The sequence below is a fragment of the bacterium genome (assembly GCA_004322275.1).
Lineage (GTDB): Bacteria > Desulfobacterota > Deferrisomatia > Deferrisomatales > BM512 > SCTA01.
The window spans coordinates 54,993-71,880 of record SCTA01000029.1 but is presented as its reverse complement, the minus strand read 5'-3'; the positions used below and the strand labels follow the sequence as shown (position 1 = coordinate 71,880).

The following is a 16,888-nucleotide window of genomic DNA, read 5'->3' as shown; positions in this document are numbered from 1 at the left end:
CGGCCGATAATCCGGAGGCGCTACGTGAAACGCAAAATTTTAGCCGCGAGCCTTGTCGCCGCCGCATTTTCCCTTAACGCGGCGGCCGCAGAGCATCCCGGCAAGGAATCCATCGAGAAGACCGGCTACCTCGGCCCCAAAACCTGCGAGGAGTGCCATCCCGGAACGGCCAAGACTTTTCTGGATACCGTCCACTGGAAACACGCCTCGAAGGTGACGAACGTCGAGAACACCGATCCGGGCGTCGAATACGGGATGAAAAACCGCATCTATTCGATGTGCAACGGCAACGACGTGGTAAACAGCCTTAAAGAGACGCCGGCCAATTCGGCGGGAAAGAGCAAATACACCGGCTGCGACACCTGTCACCCCGGCGACGGCGTAAACGGCGTGGGAAGCGCGGGGCAGGCGGCGGAGGATTCCATCGACTGCCTGGTCTGCCATTCCGCCAAATACGATTACTCAAAGAGAAAGCCATCGAAAGGCCCGGACGGCGAAGTGACGATGGGTCAGGACAGAAGCAGGGAAGCGGCGCTGGCCATCGGCAGGCCGACGGTGAAAAACTGCACCGTCTGCCACGAGACAGCCGGCGGCGGCTACCTCTTCAAGCGCGGTTTTTCCTTCACCAAAGGAACCGACGTGCATGCCGAAAACGGAATGGGCTGCGTGGATTGCCACAAGGTAAAGAACCACAAATTTCCCACCGGCTTTGACCCCAACAACTGGGCCAACGACGGAGTGCGGCTTTCCTGCGCCGATTGCCACAACGCCGAGCCGCATAAGGACGCCGACTACAACCGCCACACCGCCCTCATAGCCTGCCAGACCTGCCACATACCGCGCACCGGCGGGGCTTTCGCCAAGGATTTCACCGTCTGGGCGAAAAACGAAAACAACTTCTACGAGCCTACAACCCTCGTCAAAGAGGCGAACGAGACGGCTCCCGTCTACGCCTGGTACAACAAAACCGTCGCCAATACCCCGTCCTTCATCGGGCCGAAGGGAAGCAGGGGCGACAAGGAATCCAAAATCTATCCCTTCAAATTCTTCGAGGGCAAGGTTTTCTTCGACAAGCTCACCGGCCAGCTCCTGGCCATGGATTTCGCCCAGCCGATGGCTAACGGAGACACCCTCGCGGGCGTCGCCTCGGCAGCAAAAACCCTCGGCATCAAAAATTACGAGCCGGTGGCCGGCTGGCAGACCCTCTACTTCGGAAGCGACCATCTGGTCACGAAAGAAAAGGCCCTGACCTGCCAGAACTGCCACGCGCCCAACGGCGTTTTGAACTTCAGGGAGCTGGGTTACTCCGGCGAGGAAACCGCAAAACTCACCAAAGCCTCGCTTTACTTCGACAAGCTCGTCGAAAAATCCAAAGAAGACTGGTAAAGGATAAATCGCCCAAAAGAAGCGGGGACGGTGTAAAAACCGGCCCCGTTTTTATTTCCCTTCCAAACCAATACCGGACTGACAAGAAATTAAACGGTATATGATTTTGAGCGATAAAGGCTATAATGTGCCATCCGGTTGAAAATTTCACATGGCAAGCCGCCGTGGCTCCACAATCTCGGGAAAAAGGGATCGCGATGAAAAAAACCTTCGTAGTTTTGCTTGCGCTAGTTCTGCTCCCGGCGATTGCCTCGGCTTCGCCCACCGGCACAAAAAAGCGGCGGCCTTTGCCCTACGAGTTCGGACGGGCGATAATGACCGTTCCGGCCGGCGAAAAGGCCACGATGCCGGAGGTGAAGTTCGACCACTGGCTCCACAGGGCAAAGTTCACCTGCAGGCTCTGCCACGTCGATATCGGCTTCGCGATGAAGGCCAACGGCTCGTCGGTCACTCAGGAGGACATCGTAGCGGGGTATTACTGCGGCGTCTGCCACAACGGAAAGCCCGGCCCCGACGGCAAGGCCGTCTTTCGGGCTTGCGAAAACAAATACAGCGAAGACGATGTAAGGGCTCGCTGCAAGCGCTGCCACAGCGTCGGAGAAAAGGTCGAACCGGCTTACAATTTCGCCAAATTCACCGAGGGCCTCCCCAAGGCGCGCTTCGGCAACGGCGTGGACTGGGAGCAGGCCGAGATTTCCGGTCTGGTAAAGCCGGTTGACTACATCGAGGGTACTTCCTTCAAGCGCCAGGCGATAAAGGACCCGAAGGACCTCGACCTCGTTTCGGGGGTCAAGGGAATGCCCGAGATAATATTCTCCCACAAGAAACACACCACCTGGAACGGGTGCGAAGGCTGCCACCCGGAGATATTCAAAGGCGTAAAGCAGGGCTCGACCACCTATTCAATGCTTGAGAATTACGAAGGCAAGTACTGCGGACAGTGTCACCTGACGGTCGCATTTCCGATGACCGATTGCCAGAGATGCCACTCAAAGCCTGTAGAATAGCGGGACTGCTCCTCTTCGCGGCGGGAGTTGCACTTCTCGCCGGGGAGAGAGTATGGGGATTTTTCCCCCTGCCGGACCTTCCCCCGCCGGAAGAGTACGGAAACGTCATCATTTCGCGCAATTCCGGGCAAAACAACGTCAAGCCCGTGTCCTTCTCGCACTGGGTGCACCGGCGAAAGTACACCTGCCGGGTCTGCCATTTCGAGCTGGAATTCGCCATGGAGGCCAACGCCACCGGGATAACCGAGACGGACAACCGGGAGGGGCGTTTCTGCGGCGCGTGCCACAACGGCGTCGAGCTTTTCGGTCACAACAAGGCCGAAGAGTGCGTCTATTGCCACAACGGCGACATCCGCATAAGCACCGACTGGTTCAGGGAGCTGGAAAAGTTCCCCTCGGGGCTTCACGGCAACATGATTAACTGGACCGAGACCTGGAAGAAGGGCCTCATAAACCCGAAAAGCCAGTTGACCATACCCGCTTTCACCAACCTCGCCTTCAGCGAGGACCTCGTAATCGAAAGCGAGTGGGCGATGGTATCCCCGGCGGTCTTTCCCCACGGGGAGCACATAAAATGGCTCGATTGCAACGTCTGCCACCCGTTCCTTTTCGACATAAAAAAGAAGTTCACGAAAAACTTCAAAATGGCGACTAACATCGACGGGAATTTTTGCGGCGTCTGCCACATGCGCGTGGCTTTTCCGCTGGCGGACTGCAACCACTGTCATCCGGACATGAGAAAGATAATTTACAAGCAACCGCAGGGGCTGAGGGAAATAGATGAAGAATGACACCGGCTGGGGCAGGATTTCCGGCGCAAGCTGCGCCGTCGTCGTACTGGCGGGAATAGCGCTCTTCTCGGCGGTCGTCTGCCACTCCTCCGAGGAGTGGAAAACCGAGTTTGAAGCGGTCTGCTCGAAAACGGATACCCTGACCGACATGCCGGAAGCCGAAATCGCCTCCCTCCTCGAACGCTGCGACAAACTGGCCACCAGCCTCGACGCCGAAGACAAGTCCTTCCGGAAGGTAAATCTTTTTCGCCTTAAGACCTGCCGCGACCTCATCTCGTTCATGCTGGATTCAAAAAGAGCAGCAAAGGAACCGGAAGAAAAGAAGTAGGGACCCTGGGCTCACGAAAATAAAAGGGGCTGCGCAAACCGCGCAGCCCCTTTTTTACGCCGTTTCCGGCCCCGCCTCAAACCCGGTCGTCATGGAGGTAAAAGCGGATCGAGGAGCCCGTGATGGAGCTTCTTCCCATGTATATAAAAACAATCATCCAGAGCGTCTGAATAAAAAGTATCATCAGAGGGCTCCACAGAACCCGGACTCCGGCGAACAGCTCGGGCTCGGCGCCGACGGTTGAGGCGTTTCCGAAAAAAGTCCCCGCGATAGAGAAAACTATCATGATTAAGGAAAGTTTTTGATAGGCGCTGAGCGCCCCCTCTCCCCTGTAGTCTTCCCTTAGCCTTTCCGACAGCACGCGCCAGCCCTGCGTTACCAGAAGGCAAAAAATAAAGGAAACGGCGTAGAATCCGAACGAAAAAAGCAAAAGGCCAACGAGCGCGCAGGACACGTAGAGGAAGGCGGTGACTCCCTGAACGGGGATTACCGGCCTGCCCTCAAGCCCGCCTTCGTAAGCGGCCTTTTTCAGGCTGCCGTGGAAAGTTACGCCGCTATTTCCGAACAGGCGGCGTAGCGGCGCCGGCGCGTCTTCGAGGGATTTCCCGTAGCAGCAGCCGAAGCTGATGCAGGCGAGCCTTCCTATCCCCTCGCCGAGGGCGTACGACGCGGCGACGGCGGAAAGTATCGGAAAGATTGTGATTTCGGGGCGGAACCACCCCATATGCGCAAAAAGCCAGTGCAGGGGAAGAAGTGCAGTAAGCCCGGCGAAAGCCGCGCCGCCCACCGTGAAGGTGTGGCGCTTGCCCTCCACCAGCCTCGCGATAATCTTTGCCGCCGGCAGGCAAACGGCCAGCAGCGCTAGACTGAAGCCGGCGATTGTCCCCGCTTCGATCCCCAGACTTCCCGCCATTAGCAAAAAAAGGGCGGTGGAGGCGGCCGTCGAAGTTGCGGTGAAAAAACCGTACCATGTGAGGTTCAGGCCTTTCCAGTCGCCTTCGGGGGTCTTCTCCAGCGGAATCGCGGCGGCAATCTGCCAGCGCTCCTGCGCCAGCCGCCGGTGCGACCAAAAAAGCAAAGCGAAACTTAACGCACCGGTTGCGGCTATCACGAGCATATTCTGAAGAACAGGGGTCATGTCTTCGCCCCCTCGAAAGACTCGTTCGCGACGGCGAGTAAAGAGCGAACCTTGATGTCCGTTTCCGCCAGCGGCACCTCGAAACCCAGGGTAAAGCGGCTGTGAACGTCCGAGCGCCTCTGGTTCCTGACGAGGTCGGGGGCGAATTTCACCCGCCCCTTCTCGAAAATCAGCACGTTTGTGCTGGAGCCGGGCATGAAAAGGCTTTTGGGCTGGCCCTTTCGCAGAAACATTTCAGGTTCGATCCGCCGGGGATTGTCATAGGCGTATTCGCTGTAGCACTGGACTATCTTTCCTATCATCATCGCAACGACCTCTACCATCGCGACAAGGCCCACTTCAGTGCCGCCGGGGACGTCGGTGTCGATCAGGGTCACCACCCGTTTGTTTTTGCCGTAGGGCGTCACTTCGGAGAGGACCGCGCCGGGATTGCACGAATGAAACCGGCCGCCCAGTTCGTATATTTCCCTTACCACGCCCGACACGGGAACGTGATTGTAGTGGTATTTCTCGGGGGTGAGACGGAATATCGCAAAGTCTCCGCCCTCGAACCTTTCGGTGAGGCCGGTTCTGTCTTCGCCCAGCAATTCTTCGAGCCGAAAGAACTTTTCCTTCAGGAAAAACTGCTTTTGCTCGGAGAGAGACCCCACAAGCACCCTTGAGTCGGAGGGACTCGCCACCTCCCGCGTTCCCCGGCAGAGCGACCTGTATTCCCAGTAGCGTATCTTTCTTTCAAAGATTTCGCGGGCCGTCCTGAACTTTTTTGGGTCGTTCAGACACTCGCCCGGCTCCATGCCCAGCGCTTTCATCCGCGCGACGGGGTTTCGGACGGCGACGCACGGAAGGCCGCCGTACATGATCGCGCCGAGGGTGCGCGTGGCTACCGGCCCTGTCGCCATGCGGTAAACCCAGGGCGACCTTTCGCGGACTTCCGAGTAAATGGTGCGCAAGAGCCTGTCGCCCGCCAGGGTTTCGGCGCAAATCATGCCTGTTTCGCGATCGACGTACTGGTGCGCGAATTCGCTGAAATGATGTCTAGACAATTGCCTGCTCACGTTCTTTCCTCACGGCGACTACCGACAATATGTATTTAAGAAGACCGGTGATCGAGGCGATGCTCATCTGTTCCCGAAACAGCCCTTCTTTCGCCTCGATCGCGAGAAAGGCCAGTTTTTCCCGCTCCGCGCCGCTAGGGCCGGAGCACGGGACGACAAGGTCTATCGCTTCGCAAATCTGCTTCTCGCGAAGGCTTTCGCGGTAGTATTTCTCGGCTTCTTTGTTAAAGCTTTCGGCGTCTTTTGAAAGAGGGTTTTGTCTGCCGCCGCCGCTGATGCCGCTCAGCATTCTCTGCGAGGCGCCCGGCAATTCGCCCGACAGCCGCGCCTTGAGATCTCCGAGCAGTTCCGAAGCGCCGAGAGACTCAACCACCTCTCTCATCTCCTCTTCCAGAAAGTTGACCAGTCCCAGCCTGTATTCGTGCTGGCCGACGCGCAAACGGCCGGGGTAACGGCGGCTTTGGCGCACGCCTACGGCGCGGGCAACCAGTTTGCGCAAAAACAGATTGGGCGTGTCCGCCCTTACGAAAAAGGTTGGGAGGCCTATGGCTGCGCCGAAAAAAATCTGCCGCCGCTCGCTCTCGACGAACGGGGTGTCGGGTATGTCGGCATGCTCGATTTTTCCCGACCCCGCCAGGGCGAAGGCCGCCGCCAGACACAGCCTCTGCAAGTCGATGGCGGGGCCCAGATCGCTCCCGAAGCTTTCGTAAACGCTGAAGTGGCGGCCCTCGAAGCCGGAGTAACCGCAACCCAGAAGGTCTCTTTGCCTTATCGGTATGTACATGGACATCTTCGGGCTGAAAACGCCCATCCGCCCCAGATCCGCCTTCAGCCGGTCCCAGTTTCCGGTGTTGCCGTCAAGCGCGTGGTTCTCGTAGGTGCTCATGAGACAGACGAGGTAATCGAGAAGGCGGGCGTCCGGCACGTAATCGCCCCTGAGCTTGAGCACCGACGACAAAAGCCCGTCCAGCCATTTGGGGCCGTAAGGCGTCATGGAATGGCCCAAAAAGCTGTTGCCGGCCTTTTTCTTCCACCTTCGCCAGATCATCCGAAGGTGCGTGTAGTCGAGCTCGTGGGGCAAAAATCCGAGGATGCGCTCGGGGTGAAAATCCGCGAAGGATATCCGCCTGGGAGCGGCCGTATAGGTTTCGACGAAGAGAAGCAAAAAGTGCTCCATTATCTTCGTGACGAGGTCGCCCAGATACTTTTCCGCCGACAGGGCGCGTACGTCGGGAGCGTCTCCCAGGCTCCGGCTCAGGCAAAGGCTGCCGAGCGATACGTGCGTCCCGTTGTTGGCGAGGCTTATGTTGGAGGTGTTCGGCAAAACCACGAGGTTATGCTGGATTACTCCGGCTTCGCGAAGCTTGGGCAGCGCGTTTAGCTGGCTCCGGCTCAGCACCTCGTGACACAGCCCCATGTAGTTGTGCTTTTCTTCCCCGCGGTCCCAGCCTGAAAGACAGGGGCTCATGAAAAGCTCGCGGTAAAAGGCGTCGGAAATGTGCTCGTTGAGTTCGGTCTGCCGCACCGGAGGCAGGGGCGAGAGGTAGGCCAGCGCCCGCTGCCCCAGATTGTTCAGCTCAAAAACCTTGTTGGCGTAAGCCAGAAGAAGCTGGGTGAAAAGATAGCGGAGGGCCGTCTCTCTGGCCGTCTCGCTCCCGAGGGCAAGAGGGCCGTCTTCGCCGGAGATGTAAAAGGAGGTGGTCTCGGGAGAGGTGTTGTCGCTGAGGAAATTTGAAAGAAGTTTTTCCGCGACGTTGATTTCCTGCCCCGAAAACCCCTTTTCCCTCCCGGCGAAATCGGCAAGGGCGATTTTGAGCAGGTAGCTGACGGGTATTCTTATCCAGGTTTCCCCGTGATAGTCGAAAATGAAGCGGGAACGGTCGCTTCTGAAGCCCAGTGAAGCATCCGTTCTGTCGATGAGCATGTCCTTGTCGAACTCTGCGCGAGCCCTTGGCGAGAGAACCGAAAGGGGGAACCTCACCCAGCTGTTTTCCCAGATTCCTGAAGGATTGGACGAAAGAAAACGCTCAAGCTGGCGCACAGCCTGTCTGGGCATGTCGCCCGCTTCGGCGCGCCGGGTCAGATTTGCGAAATAGGTGCTGTTCTCTATCTCCAGAGGCAGGTCGACCTGCGCCCTGCTTCCGCATACGGCCACCTGCAACTCGGTCTCGGAGCCGGAAGTGACGTCGCCGGGGCCGAAGGGGAGCTTCGCCGACGCCGGGGAACGGTCAACCGGAAACCCAAGCCAGCCGAGCGCCTGACGGGCGCTTTTCGGCCTTATTCGCCCCTGCTCTTCCTGAACGGGCTTTTCTCTCCAGTCGATAATCCGGGCTGCGCCGTCGCTCATCGTCCCTCCACAGTCTTCGGTCATGGAAGAACGATACCTTTTTTCAATTACGGGAATGTTAATGGGAAGTTATATTCACCGGCCCTTCGGGAGCCCTAAGGCTTTAGCTTGCCTTCGGCGAATTCACCGTAAAAATTGAAATTCAGGTCGCGCCAGAGGGCCAGGAGCCAGGCGTCGAAGAGTTTGCCGGACTTTTCGGGATCTTTTTTCGTCACCTCTTCCTCTATGAAGGCGGCTATGATTTTTTCATCGGCGGTGAGGGGCCTCAAGGTCTCCGGCCAGTAAAAATCCTTCGCGATAACCGGCGGAAACTCCTCCGCCCCGGCCTTCCTGCCGTAACCGGCTTTTTTAGCGGCCTCCAGAAAAATCTTGTTCCTCACGTGCTCGCCCAGAATTTCGTACCTCGCCTGAGGAAGCTCTCGGGTCTCCCCGAGGAGTTCTTTCAGGAAATGCTCGAATGGTCTCAGTATTGCAATGGTGTCGCAGTGCATAACCTTGCCGCCTTTCCACTCTCCAAGGTTCACCCTGGTGACCGGCTTTAGCTCGGAAGCGGCTACGCCGGACAAAAACACGGCCTTGAGCTCGCCCGAATCGTTAACCAGCGCCGCGATTTTGTCTCTGGAGACTATTTTGGGGTCGTGGTAGAGGGTCAGAAGGCGCAGGGGGAAGTTGAACCGCGACCAAAGGACGCCCGGCGCGTTCGCTATGCGCTTTTCGAGGATGGTGGTGCACGCCCGGCAACTCATCCCCTCGACAAAAAAGACGGAGCGCAGGGTTCCGGGGGTTGCCAGGGCCTTGTCAAGCCCCGTAGCGTCGGCGGCGTTGGATGAAACCGCAACCGCGATAATTAAAAAGACCGGCAAAATCCACGCGAGGCTTCTCATTGGATATCCTCCTTCAAGCGGGCAATCCATGCATGAAAACGGGGCTTGCGCCAATTTAAACAGCCTTCGGATAAACAATCCTTTAACTATAATACGCCAACAATTGGCTCACCGCTCCCGGAACTCCCCCATCCCGCCGCTACGGCTACGCTTTTATGGCTTTACTGGAAATATATTTTCTTCGGCTGAAAAAAGAGGTGGAAGCGTCGTGAAAGGCGCGATTCCGGCGCTTCGCGTCCATTTTTCCGAAGAGCGGGAGGCCGGAGTTGGCTGGGCACGCAGGGGTGGGGAACTCCTTAACTACACGTTGTGATTCCTGAAAAACCTCACCAGCCGCTGGACCAGCGGTAGCCGAGAAGAAGGCCGCCGGTAATGCCGCCGGCGTTTACGTATTCGTCGCCGTCGAAGACCGGGACGTAGGAACACCGAAGGTCTACACCGAGGTTCACCTTCTCATTGTACGTGTAGACCACCCCCGCGCCGGCGAAGACGCCGATGCCCGTGCCGGAGCCGTCGGTGGCGGATTCAAAGTCGTTGGTGTAGGTCACCAGGGCGAGTCCGCCCGAAAGGGAAGGTGTTATCTCGGGATAAGCGTCGATGACGTAGTTCTTTTTGAGCCCCAGCTGCCCTTCGAGAAGGGTCGTCTTCATGTCGAGGCCGTCTTTGGTGCCCGAATCGGTCGAGTAGAAGAGCGACGCCACCAGATCGGCGAGGAAGTAGGAGGGAACGAAAGTTATATCCGCGCCTATCTTCGACATTCTGTCATTGGGGGACCAATCGGCGGAGTCGAGCTGTTCCATCCCGATAAAGAGGTTCAGATCGACGTAATCGGGCCTCATATCGGTCTTTTGTTTTGCGTATGTCGTCAGGGGAAGGAGAAAAAGGAATGAAAAGACAAGGGCAGCGCCGGATATTTTCCTTTTCAAGCGTGACTCCTTTAACGCCCGGTGCCCTTTATGAAAAATGAAGCCTGCCGGTGCAATGTAAGCGAAAGCAACAAGACAAACAAAGGCGGGCGCGGGCACGTAGAGGCTCCGCACAGACCGCCAGATACAGGTTCGTGAATTTATCACAGGATAAAAGGATAAACAATCGGCGGAGAGACCAAAAAACCCGCCTGATGAAATATTCGCACATAAAACAGGTTCCGGCGGACTCAGGAGGAGTCTTTCGCCGAATCGAGCGCGCTGCGAATCTTTACCGCCAGGTCGTTCAATATCAGCGGCTTGGGAATGAGGCCGCTTATTCCGGGTCTCAGGAGGATATCCTCGCAATCCCCCGAGGCGTAGCCGGTGGAGAGGAGAATGGGGATATTTTCTCTGAACTCCAGCAGACGCCTTGCCAGTTCGTCCCCGTTCATCACCGGCATCGTCAGGTCGGTTATAACCAGATCGAAGGATTCCGGCTCATCCGCGAATATTTTAAGGGCGTTTACCGGGGACTGGCAGGTAACTACGGTGTAGCCGAGCTTTCCGATGAGATGCCTGGCCAGTTCGATAACGGGCTTTTCATCGTCGATGAAGAGTATCCGTTCAGCGCCGATGGGTAGAATGAAGTCGGCCTGATTGTCCGGAGCCTGCTGTTTGTCGAAGCGCGGAAAGTAGACGTGGAAGGCGGTTCCCTTTCCGGCTTCGCTTTCGACGTAGATAGCCCCTCCGTGGCCTCTGACTATGCCATGTACGACCGAGAGCCCCATCCCAGTCCCCTCCCCCTGCGGCCTCGTAGTGAAAAACGGCTCGAAAATCCTGTCGATTACGTTCGGCGGGATACCGTGGCCGGTGTCTCTCACTATGAGTCGGACAAAGCTCCCCTCACCGAGGTTGGGTATGGCCGAAGCCATCTTCCGATCGACCTCGACGTCGGAAAGCTCGACGTAAAGCTCGCCGCCGTCCTTCATCGCGAGGCCGGCGTTGGTGCACAGGTTCATCAGCACCTGATGTATCTTGGTCGGGTCGGCCATAACCGCCGAGCGGGATTCGTTCTGCGTTTTTATCGCTATCGAAGCCGGAAGGGAGGCGCGAATCAACTTCAGGACTTCGCCCACCAGAGGCCTCATGTTGAGGAGTTTCTTTTCATCGGGAGCCTGCCGCGAAAAAGACAATATCTGCCTCACAAGCTCCTTGGCTCTCTCTCCGGCCTTCAGCACCTCGCCGAGGTAGGATTTCAGCCGCTCGTTATCCTTCGACTCCATAGTTGAAAGCTGGGTGTAGCCGATTACGGCGGTAAGGATGTTGTTGAAATCGTGGGCTATTCCGCCCGCGAGAGTCCCTATCGCCTCCATCCTCTGGGCTATGGCAAGCCGGGCGAGAAGCTCCTCCTCCTTTGAAATGTCCCGCTGTATGGAGACGAAATTGACCACGGCGCCCGACTCGTCGCGCACCGCCGAAAAGGTCGCCTCAACCGTGAATTCGCGTCTCAGGGCCGAGCGGCAGGAGAGCTTCCCGTGCCAGGTGTCCGACTCGCACGCGCTCTTTAAAATTTCGCCGATGATTTCACCCTGGCTGGAAGAGCAGCCCAGGTCTTTGAGGTTGGCGTTCGTCGCCTCCTGGAAGGAACGGCCCGTCATCTGCTCGTAGGCCGGATTGACGAACTGCACGTCCCCGGCGGGTGAAGTGATTATGACCGCCTCCTTGGCCTGCTCTATGGCCTGGGCCAGCTTTCGGAGGGCGCTCTCGGTGTGCTTTTGTCTCGATATGTCGAAACCCACGCAGAGTATGAACCCTTTTTGTTCGTGGTCGATGCGGGTGGCGGAAACGAGGTGGGGGGTTTCGACTCCATTCTTGTCGATGAGGTGAATTTCCACCGACCCTTCGCCCTCGCTCCAGACCCTTGCAAGCTCCTTTTTCGCTGTATCGCTGTCCTTTTTCGCCACCAGGCTCTCGCCGAAGCTCTCTTCGCCGTTCAAAAGCCATCTGGTTCCGAACACCTCTTCCATGTTGCGGTTCCAGAAGACCGGCTTGCCGTTTTCATCGAAGACGCAGGAGACGCCGGGAAGGCAGGAGAGCAGGGCCAGGGAAAAATTTCTCTCTCCCAGAATCTCGCTTTGCGCCCTCTGGTACTCGACCTCGTGGGCGGTGCGGAAGGCCACTATCTGAAGCACGTTTTCTATGAGGGTGGTGTCGTCCAGTTCGCTTTTCGCCATAACCGCGACGAGCCCCAGGGGATTTCCCTTTGAGTCGAAGGTTGGGACGCCTACGTAGGATTCGATACCCATTTCCCGCAGGAGAACGTCCTCCGGGAAAGCGTCGGCGACCCTGCTCTTATAGACGCAGGTTGCCTTTCCGACTACCTCCTCGCAGGGAGTGCCCGCGAGATCGTATTCCATCGGCCCCACTGGTCTTCCCTCGGCCCACATGGCGACGACCTTCGCCTTTCTGGAGTCGGGAGAAAGCTCGCTTACGAAGGCGAAGTCCACGTTAAGACAGGAGCAGAGAAAGGCGACCAGCTTGCCGAGAAACTCTTCGCCGCTCTCGCTAAGCTTCGCCTGGGCGATGAAATACAGAACCTCCTCCACCTTCTTGCTGTGGGAGAGGTTCCGCACTTCGGAGATCGCAAGAAGCTTGCCCAGTTCGGCCTGGGTTTTCTTCAAAGCGGCCGTTACTTCTATTCTGGCGCACAATTCGCCCTTGACCACGGGCTTGCGGATAAAATCGACCGTTCCGGCCTCAAACCAGCCTAAAAGCTCCGAAAACTCGTTTACGGCCCCCATCAGGATTACCGGGAATCTCCCCGGGCAACGCCCGGTCCTGAGCTTTTTCGCGGCCTCCCGGCCGGACGCCGCCGCCATGCCGGCATCAAGCAATATGACAAGGCCGGCGCCCGCGCCATCCATGATTTTATTGGCCGCCGTAAGGGAAGCGGCCCGGTGCGCCCTGTATCCTTTTTTTGAAAGCATCTCGCTAAGATGCACTGCATTGGAGTCGTTGCCGTCAACAACCAGTACCTCTGTACGCGGCGCCGCTATCATCAAATTCTTCCGCCTCCCCCTGGAATAGTGTTTACCGCTCCGCGCGGATTTTGTCTTACCGATAAAGAAATAGATTTAAAGCATGGATCTCGGTTAACTCCCGCGGCAGGTATTCAATGAAATGAATCCGTCAAAAGTGGTTTTTCGGCGTGTCCGAGAGAATTTCCTCTATCAGTCTGGAGAGGTTATCCCAGTCTATCGGCTTAAGGAGAAAAGCCTTCGCCCCGAGCACTCCGGCCTGCTCGATATCCATTATGTCGCTGTAGCCGGTGCAAAGTATCACTTTCGCGCCGGGCCGCGTATCGAGGATGTTTTTCAAAAGCTCCTTGCCGGTGAGGGAGGGCATCGTAAGATCGGTTATCACGAGATCGAAGCTGTCCGGGGTCGCCCGGAAGGTTTCGAGCGCGGCGACGCTGCCGGTAAAGGAGGAAACCCTGTAGCCCCAGCTCGCGAGCATCTGTTCCCCCAGTTTGGCTATCGCGGCGTCGTCGTCCACGAACATCACGGAGTGGGTTCGGTGGGAAGCTTTTTCCTCGGCCCCGGAGGAGTCGAACCTGCCGACTTCGTAGTAGGGCAGGTAAATGGAGAAGGTCGTCCCCTGCCCCGGTTCGCTTTGGACCATTATCCCGCCGCTCAGGGTCTTGACCACTCCGTGCACCACTGCCAGACCGAGGCCGCTCCCCTTTCCCACCTCCTTGGTGGTGTAATAGGGCTCGAAAATCCTCGCCACGGTGTCGGCGGACATCCCGCACCCGGTGTCGCGTATCATCAGCTTGACGTAGCTCCCCTCGGGCAGATTCAGCGTTTTTGCCTTTTGCCCCTCGACGCGGGTCAGCCCGACCTTCACCAGGAGCATCCCGTCCACTTCGCCCATGGCGTCGCGCGCGTTGGCGCAGATGTTCATGAATATCTGGTCGATCTGAAAAGGTTCGGCGAAGACGACGCATTCTCCGTCTTTGGCCAGGTCCTCGATTATCTCTATGGTCGAAGGCATCGAGGCCCGAACCAGCTTGAGGGTCTGGCGGATAAGATTCGCCATGTCGATCGGGGTCTTCGGCGCGCTTATCCTCCTTGTGAAGAGAAGTATCTGCTTGACCACGTCTCTGGCCTTCCGGGAGGCTTCGAGGACGTAAGAGAGGTTTTCGTGGTTTACCGTTCCGGGGGACTGGTTTTTAAGGGTCATCTCCGTAAAGCCGGAGATCGTCATCAGGAAATTGTTGAAATCGTGGGCGACGCCTCCGGCCATCGTCCCCAGGGCCTCCATCTTCTGCATCTGGGCGAGGCGCGCCTCCATGTCAATGCGCTCCTCCTCAACCCTTTTGCGCTCGGAGATGTCCTGAAAGAGCAAAAGGCTGATATCCCCCTGTGAAAAGGCCCCGATGGACTCGACGGGGATGGTCTCTCCGTCAAATCTTCGTATCCTGAATTCCACTCTCTCTTTTTTGAATTTTACGCTCGCATCGCTATTTACGGTGAGAAGGCGGCTGTCTGTGCCGGGGGTGAAGAATATCTCGCCGATGTAGCTGGACAGCACGGTGGCTATCCCGTTCGCACCTATTATGTCGAGAGCGTGTTTGTTGGCCTCGACAATCGCTCCCCGCGAGTCGATAGCCACTATCCCCATGGGGGCCATCTCGAAGAGCTTCCTGTATTTGACTTCGCTTTGCCCCAGAGCCATTGCAGAACGCTTGCGCTCTATGCCGAAAACGATCCTTTCGGCGAAAAAATCCAGAATCAACCGCGCCGCGGGGGATTTTTTCAGGGGATTGCCGAAGAAAAAGGCGAGGATGCCGACCACCTTCCCTTCAAAATCCTTCAGCGCCACGCCGATGTACGAATTGTTCCTCACCAGAACCCGGAGCGGCTCTATGTTGAAGCTATCCATAACCCCGCACTCGAAACCGCACATCTTCCCCGCAAGCACCTGCTCACACGGGAATTTCGGCAAGGGTGACGTGTTTTCAATGAATTTTTTCTCCTCCAGGTCCACGAGGAGGGATTTCATCGTCGCGTCGCGGGTCCAGTCTCTTTCGCTTATGAGCACGTAGTCGGCCCCGGCGGTCATTCCGAGGTGAAGGTAGAGGCGCTTAAGGAACTCCGGGTCGGCGTTGGTTTCCGTTTCCCGAAAGGCGTGGATTATCTCGGCCTGCTGCTCGTAAAAATAGCTCGAAGGTATGGAGAGGGCGGTAAAGCCCGCGACCTCTCCGCCGGGTCCGGTTATTTTGTTTATCCTGCAGATGAACGAGACCTTGGTCCCGTCCTTTCTGAGGAAGATGACGTTGAAGCAGGTCTTGCCCTCACCCGCCGCAACATCCTTGCCGAATTGGGACAAAAGGCAGCCGCATTCGCTTGGGGCCGCAAAAGCCGTTATCGGCTGTCCAATCAATTCTTCGGGGCGGTAGCCGAGCATCCCGTAAACCGACTCCGAACAGTAATCTATTGTCCCCCCCGCGCCGGTGCGCCAGAACCAGCAGGAGAGGTTTGCGCCAATCTCCTCAAGGAGAGGCCGGCCGTTTTTTCTTGTGCCCATTTTTCGTCCCCGAAAAGTTAAAACAGTTAACGCAAGCCGTACCCGGCGGCCTTTCTCTTCATCGTGGAAAGCGATATTCCTAGTACTCGCGAAGCCCGCGTAAGGTTTCCACCGCTCAGTTCGAGCGCCCTTCGGATGTGCTTTCTCTCGACCTCTTCGAGGGAGGGAAAGGCTTCCTCCCTTTCCTCGTAAAGTTCCGGCTCCACGGCCGGTTTTTTCCTCTGGGCGGCGAGAAAGGGGGAGAGTCTGTAGGCCGGACCCGATTGAACCAGTACGGCGCGTTCGACGACGTTCCGAAGCTCGCGCACGTTGCCCGGCCATCCGTATCCCCTCAAGGCGGCGCCTTCCCCGTTTTCAAGGGAAGCAAAAGAGTTTTTGGAGAACTCGCCCAGGAAGGAGAGCGCCAGAATCTCTATCTCTTCTTTTCTTTCCCGAAGAGACGGAAGCTGGATCGAAAGGACGTTGAGCCTGTGGTAAAGGTCGCTGCGGAAGGTCTTTTCTTCGACGGCTTTTTTAAGGTCTACGTTGGTGGCGGCGACTATGCGCACGTCGAGCTGCCTGTCGCGCTCGCCTCCGAGCCTCCTTACCTTTCTTTCGTCGAGGACGCCGAGGAGCTTGGGCTGGAGGTGGAGCGGCATGTCCCCGATCTCGTCGAGGAAGATCGTGCCCCCCTCGGCCATCTCGAAAATTCCCTTTTTAGAGGCTCCGGCGGAGGTGAAGGAACCCTTTTCGTAGCCGAAAAGCTCGGATTCGATAAGGGTTTCGGGGACGGCGGCGCAATTAAAGTTGACGAAGGGGCCGGACGCTGAGGAGGAGCGGTAGTGAATGGCCTTGGCGACGACGTTCTTTCCCGTACCGGTCTCGCCGGTTATCATGACCCCGACGTCGGATCTGGCCGCGAGGCCGATGAGTTCCCTGACCGAATCGAGACCGATGAAATCCCCCTGGTCCCTGACTCTTTTTATCTCGGCTTCGGCGGAATATTTTTGCAGGCACTCTATCTTTTCGAGGGAGATGGCGCGAAGGGCCTGATCGACCCTTATTTCAAGCTCGGCGAGCTCCACGGGTTTGCAGAGGTAATCGAAAACCCCCTTCTTGACCGCATCAACGACCTGCTCGATGTTGGGAAAACCCGTTATGAGGATTATCTTTGTCTGCTCGTTGGCCTCCAGAATTCTGGGGCAGAGGTCTATGCCGCAGCCGTCGGGAAGCTGCTGATCCAGAAAGGCTACGTCTATCCGTTCGTTTGAAGCGGCGGCGAGCCCTTCCTTGCAGTTTTTGGCGGTGAGGACGCGGTACTTCTTCTCGAAATGGCGCTTTATCAGGGCCAAAAAGAGAGAGTCGTCATCGATTATGAGAATGGTGTACTTTCTCATTACCCGTGCCTTCCTGAAAAGCCCTGAGGAGTTTCCCCCAGAGCGCCCTAACTTTAAACACCCCCAGAGGGCGGCCGTA

The 16,888-nt window shown here is 57.3% G+C and carries 12 protein-coding genes; 4 read left to right on the top strand and 8 right to left on the bottom strand.

What is annotated here, in order from left to right; genetic code table 11:
- Window positions 1-24: 24 nt before the first annotated feature.
- The 4 genes from EPN96_08970 (at window position 25) to EPN96_08955 (ending at window position 3,512) form a co-directional block, all read left to right on the top strand.
- Window positions 25-1,386, top strand: a complete 1,362-nt coding sequence (locus tag EPN96_08970) for a cytochrome C (protein TAL16561.1) — start codon at window positions 25-27, stop codon at window positions 1,384-1,386.
- A gap of 197 nt (window positions 1,387-1,583) precedes the next feature.
- Window positions 1,584-2,393 carry a hypothetical protein gene (locus EPN96_08965; GenBank protein ID TAL16560.1) on the top strand — a complete coding sequence of 270 codons (810 nt, stop codon included), beginning with the start codon at window positions 1,584-1,586 and terminating at the stop codon, window positions 2,391-2,393.
- The gene (locus EPN96_08960) at window positions 2,360-3,184 is read left to right on the top strand and encodes a hypothetical protein (GenBank protein ID TAL16559.1); all 825 of its coding nucleotides are present in this window, start codon (window positions 2,360-2,362) and stop codon (window positions 3,182-3,184) included. The genes EPN96_08965 and EPN96_08960 overlap by 34 nt, the downstream gene beginning before the upstream one ends.
- Window positions 3,174-3,512 carry a hypothetical protein gene (locus EPN96_08955; protein TAL16558.1) on the top strand — a complete coding sequence of 113 codons (339 nt, stop codon included), beginning with the start codon at window positions 3,174-3,176 and terminating at the stop codon, window positions 3,510-3,512. The genes EPN96_08960 and EPN96_08955 overlap by 11 nt, the downstream gene beginning before the upstream one ends.
- 76 nt (window positions 3,513-3,588) lie before the next feature.
- Here EPN96_08955 and EPN96_08950 read toward each other — a convergent pair whose 3' ends face one another.
- The 8 genes from EPN96_08950 to EPN96_08915 form a co-directional block, all read right to left on the bottom strand.
- Window positions 3,589-4,650, bottom strand: a complete 1,062-nt coding sequence (locus tag EPN96_08950; GenBank protein TAL16557.1) for a prolipoprotein diacylglyceryl transferase — start codon at window positions 4,648-4,650, stop codon at window positions 3,589-3,591.
- On the bottom strand, window positions 4,647-5,636 hold the full coding sequence (locus tag EPN96_08945) for a phosphatidylserine decarboxylase (protein ID TAL16578.1): 990 nt from the start codon (window positions 5,634-5,636) through the stop codon (window positions 4,647-4,649). Before EPN96_08945 ends, EPN96_08950 begins: the two co-directional genes overlap by 4 nt.
- A gap of 49 nt (window positions 5,637-5,685) precedes the next feature.
- Window positions 5,686-8,052 carry a hypothetical protein gene (locus EPN96_08940; protein TAL16556.1) on the bottom strand — a complete coding sequence of 789 codons (2,367 nt, stop codon included), beginning with the start codon at window positions 8,050-8,052 and terminating at the stop codon, window positions 5,686-5,688.
- 95 nt (window positions 8,053-8,147) lie between these two features.
- Entirely contained in the window at window positions 8,148-8,936 is a 789-nt protein-coding gene (locus tag EPN96_08935; GenBank protein ID TAL16555.1) for a copper chaperone, read from the bottom strand.
- Window positions 8,937-9,262: 326 nt separating this feature from the next.
- Window positions 9,263-9,862 (bottom strand): hypothetical protein, encoded by a 600-nt coding sequence (locus EPN96_08930; protein TAL16554.1) that lies wholly within the window; start codon window positions 9,860-9,862, stop codon window positions 9,263-9,265.
- Between the two features lie 230 nt (window positions 9,863-10,092).
- On the bottom strand, window positions 10,093-12,903 hold the full coding sequence (locus EPN96_08925; GenBank protein TAL16553.1) for a response regulator: 2,811 nt from the start codon (window positions 12,901-12,903) through the stop codon (window positions 10,093-10,095).
- A 130-nt stretch (window positions 12,904-13,033) separates the two neighbouring features.
- Window positions 13,034-15,433, bottom strand: a complete 2,400-nt coding sequence (locus EPN96_08920) for a response regulator (GenBank protein TAL16552.1) — start codon at window positions 15,431-15,433, stop codon at window positions 13,034-13,036.
- Between the two features lie 26 nt (window positions 15,434-15,459).
- Window positions 15,460-16,809, bottom strand: a complete 1,350-nt coding sequence (locus tag EPN96_08915) for a sigma-54-dependent Fis family transcriptional regulator (GenBank protein TAL16551.1) — start codon at window positions 16,807-16,809, stop codon at window positions 15,460-15,462.
- Window positions 16,810-16,888: the final 79 nt, after the last annotated feature.